Annotated in this window: 3 protein-coding genes and 1 pseudogene; 1 reads left to right on the forward strand and 3 read right to left on the reverse strand. The window is 72.3% G+C overall.

The window, feature by feature from the left end:
- On the forward strand, positions 1-1,088 hold a 1,088-nt coding region (locus tag FV228_RS23090; protein WP_147856728.1), incomplete at its 5' end, for a GGDEF domain-containing phosphodiesterase.
- A 13-nt stretch (positions 1,089-1,101) separates the two neighbouring features.
- Here the strand turns inward: FV228_RS23090 and FV228_RS23095 are convergent.
- The 3 genes and pseudogenes from FV228_RS23095 to FV228_RS23105 all read right to left on the reverse strand — a co-directional run.
- On the reverse strand, positions 1,102-2,574 hold the full coding sequence (locus FV228_RS23095; RefSeq protein ID WP_147856729.1) for an NAD(P)/FAD-dependent oxidoreductase: 1,473 nt from the start codon (positions 2,572-2,574) through the stop codon (positions 1,102-1,104).
- Complete coding sequence (locus FV228_RS23100) at positions 2,571-3,479, reverse strand: alpha/beta hydrolase (protein ID WP_147856730.1); 909 nt, start codon at positions 3,477-3,479, stop codon at positions 2,571-2,573. The genes FV228_RS23095 and FV228_RS23100 overlap by 4 nt, the downstream gene beginning before the upstream one ends.
- Position 3,480: 1 nt before the next feature.
- Positions 3,481-3,724: pseudogene (locus FV228_RS23105) on the reverse strand (acetoin dehydrogenase); the annotation flags it as partial.

A 3,724-nucleotide genomic window follows, 5' to 3' on the forward strand; every position in this document is an offset into this window, starting at 1 on the left:
TCCCCGCCCTGCCGCCGGGCGGACTCGCCGCGCGGCTGGGCGGGGACGAGTTCGCGGTGCTGTACGATCCCGTCGCGGCGGGCATGCCCTACGCCGATCTCGCCGCCGGCCTGATCGCGGCCGTCGCGCAGCCGTTCGACGGCTTCGACGAGGGGCGGCTCGGGGTCAGCATCGGCGTCCACGCCCAACCCGAGCCCGACCTGATGGCGATGCTCAGCTGCGCCGACGAGGCGCTGTACGCCTCGAAGGCCGCGGGCCGGAACCGCTTCCGGCTGTTCGACGCCGGCCTGCGCGACTGCCTGGAGATGCGGCGCGAGCTGGAGCGCGACCTGTCGCACGCGCTGGTCGAGTGCGCCCTCGAAGTCTGGTTCCAGCCGATCTACGCCCTGGACGCCCGGACGCTGGTCGGGCTCGAGGCGCTGGTGCGCTGGCACCACCCGCGCCTGGGCTGGATCGCGCCCCCCGACCTGATCGCCGCCGCCGGCATGGCCGGCCTGACCGAGTCGCTCCTGCGCTTCATCCTCGATCAGGTCTGCCGGATGATGGAGATCCTGCGGGCCCGGGGCCTCGGCACCGTCCGGGTGGCGATGAACGTCTCGCCCCGAGAGATGGCGCAGATCCCGGTGGACGAGATCGTGATCGCGCGCCTGGCCGCCCTCGACCTGCCGGCCGCACTCCTGGAGATCGAGATCACCGAGGAGACCGCCCTCGATCTCGGCGCGGTCCAGGGCAAGCTCCAGGCGCTCTCGCGCGCCGGCATCCGGGTGGCGCTCGACGATTTCGGCATCGGCTACTCGTCCCTGTCCTCGCTCCGGCAGCTCCGGGCCGACCGGATCAAGATCGACCGCAGCTTCGTCACCGGCCTCAGCACCTGCGACGACAAGCGCGGGCTGGTCCTGGCGGTGCTCGGCCTCGGCACCTTGCTCGGGCTGGAGGTCGTGGCCGAGGGGGTCGAGTCGCCGGACGACCTGCAGATGCTGCAATCGATGGGCTGCCCGTTCCTGCAGGGCTACCATCTCGGGCGGCCGATGCCGGTGCAGAAACTGGAGGCGACCTTGTTCGCCGCCAGCCGGACTCAGGCGGCCTGACAGGCCTGCCGCCTCACCCCAGCCGGTAATCCGCCATCCGGGCGCGCCGGGCGCTGCGGCGGTAGGCCATCACCGAATCGGGCCACAGGGTGGTGTTGCGCCCGTCGGCGTCGAGGTACCAGCTGCGGCAGCCGCCCGTCTGCCAGATGCTGTCGGCCAGCCGCGTCCGGATCCGGTCGAGGAAGCGCGCCTGCGCCTCCGGGCGGACCTCGATCGCCCGGGCGCCCTTGCGCAGGGCCCCCAGGCAGTCGAGGACGTGCCGCGCCTGAACCTCGATCATGGATATGATCGAGTTGTGGCCCAGCCCGGTATTGGGGCCGAGCAGCATGAAGTAGTTCGGGAAGCCCGCGACCGTGATGCCCTGGTAGGCGCCCATCCCGTCCGCCCAGGCATCGGTGAGCCGCAATCCATCGCGCCCGACGAGGTTCATCCGGGTGAAGCTCCCGGTGACGTCGAAGCCCGTGGCGTAGACGATCGCGTCGAGGGCGTGCGCGTGGCCGTCCGCGGTGGTCACGCCGCCTTCGGTGATCCGGGTGATGTCGCCGGTCTCCAGCGTCACGTTCGGGCGCTGGAGCGCCGGGTAGTATTCGTCGGAGATCAGCACGCGCTTGCAGCCGAGGCGGTAGTTCGGCGTCAGCTTCGCCCGCAACGCCCGGTCGGGCACCGCCTTGGCGAGGTGGTGGCGGGCCAGTCCCTCGGCCTGCTTGGTCAGCTTGGAGACCTTGGTGAAGCCGAAGAGCGCGCGCAGCTCGTGCAGCCAGAACAGCCGCGCCCGCTCGAGCCGCCGGAGGAACGGCAGCCGCCGGTAGCGCGCCTGGGTGGCCTCCGGGATGGCGTGGTCGTGCTTGGGCATGATCCAGGGCGGCGTCCGCTGGAACAGGGTGAGGTGCGCGGCACGCTTGGCCAGTTCCGGCACGACCTGGATCGCGCTGGCCCCGGTGCCGATCACGCCGACGCGCTTGCCCGCGAGATCGACGGAATGATCCCAGGACGCCGTGTGGAAGGCCGGCCCCGCGAACGCGTCCCGGCCGGGCAGGTCGGGATAGGCGGGATGGTGCAGGCCGCCCATGGCCGAGACGATCGCGCGCGCCGTCAGCGGCCCGCGATCGGTCTCGACGTGCCAGAGGGCCCGGGCCTCGTCCCAGGTCGCCCCGGTGAACGCGGTGCCGAGCTGGATCAGCGGCATCAGCCCGTGGCGCTCGGCGGTCTCGCGCAGGTAGGCCTGGATCTCCGGCTGCGGGGCATACATCCGCGACCAGTCGGACTTCGGGGCGAACGACAGGGAGTAGAGGTGCGAGGGCACGTCGCAAGCCGCGCCCGGATAGGTGTTCTCCCGCCAGGTCCCGCCGATGTCGGCGGCCTTCTCGATTACCCGCAGGGGCCCGATCCCGGCCTGCCGGCAGCGGATCGCCATGGCGAGGCCGGAGAAGCCGGCCCCGACGATCAGGACTTCGAGGGTCGCCGGGGCGGACGCCGTCGCAGTCATCGCGAAGCCCCCGTGGACGCGGCGGCATTCGGCGGTCCGTGCGCCTTCAGGAAGGCGGCGGCCCCGTCGAGGGAGGCGCGCGCCTCCGGCAGCATGTGGGCGGCGAACTGCCAGGCATGGGCCACGACAGGGAACAGCTTCAGCTCGGTCACGACACCGGCCGCACGGGCCTTCTCGGCCATGCGGATCGAATCGTCGCGCAGGACCTCGCGCTCGCCCACGTGGAACAGGAGCGGCGGGTAGCCGGTCGGGTCGGCGTTGATCGGCGAGATCCGGGGATCGGCCGGGTCTGCGGTGCCGAGATACATCGTGCGGATCACCGCGAGCGCCCCGGGGTCGAACATCGCGTCGCGCCACGCATTCGTGCGCCGCGAGCCGTCCTCGGAGACGAAGTCGGTGGCCGGCGAGAACAGGGCGGCGGCCCAGGGCGTCGGCAGGCCCCGCGCCCGCGCCTCGCCGATCAGAACCAGGGCCATGTTGGCGCCGGCCGATTCGCCGGCGATGCAGGCCGGCCCCTCGGCCCCGAACGCCTGCCAGACCGCCGTCACGTCCTCGATCGCCGCCGGGAACGGGTGCTCGGGGGCGAGGCGGTAATCGGGGACGAAGATGGTGAACCCGCGGTTGGCCAGCGCGCCGGTCACCGGCCGGTGGGTGCGCGGCGAGCAGGCGATGAAGCCGCCGCCATGAAGATAGAGCATCCGCTGGCCGGACCCGGATTTCGGCCTGACCCATTCCCCCCGCACCCCGCCGACCGTGCCGGGCTCGTAGGTGACCCCCTTCGGATCGGCGAAGGCCGGCGCCTCGAAGATCCGGCGGAACGCGGCGGCGTCCCGGGCCTTCGACAGGGGGCCGCGCACCTTGGTGCGCACCATCCAGGTGCCGATATGTGCGCGCAGGCTCGCCATCTCAGACCTTCCCGCCGGACAGGCGCACGATCGTCTTCCAGTAGCCCACCGGCATCAGCCGCTGGATCAGCGCGGCGCTCTTCGCGTCCTTGCCGATCAGGATGCGGGGGCGGCGCCGCTCGATCCCCTGGATGATCGCGGCCGCAGCCTCCTCCGGCGAGAGCGTCAGCAGCTTGCCGAACGCCTCCCGGGCCTTCTCGTCCTCGACGCGGGCGCGCTCGGCGGCCTCCGGGTCGGTGGGCGGA

The organism is Methylobacterium sp. WL18 (genome assembly GCF_008040015.1).
GTDB lineage: Bacteria > Pseudomonadota > Alphaproteobacteria > Rhizobiales > Beijerinckiaceae > Methylobacterium > Methylobacterium mesophilicum.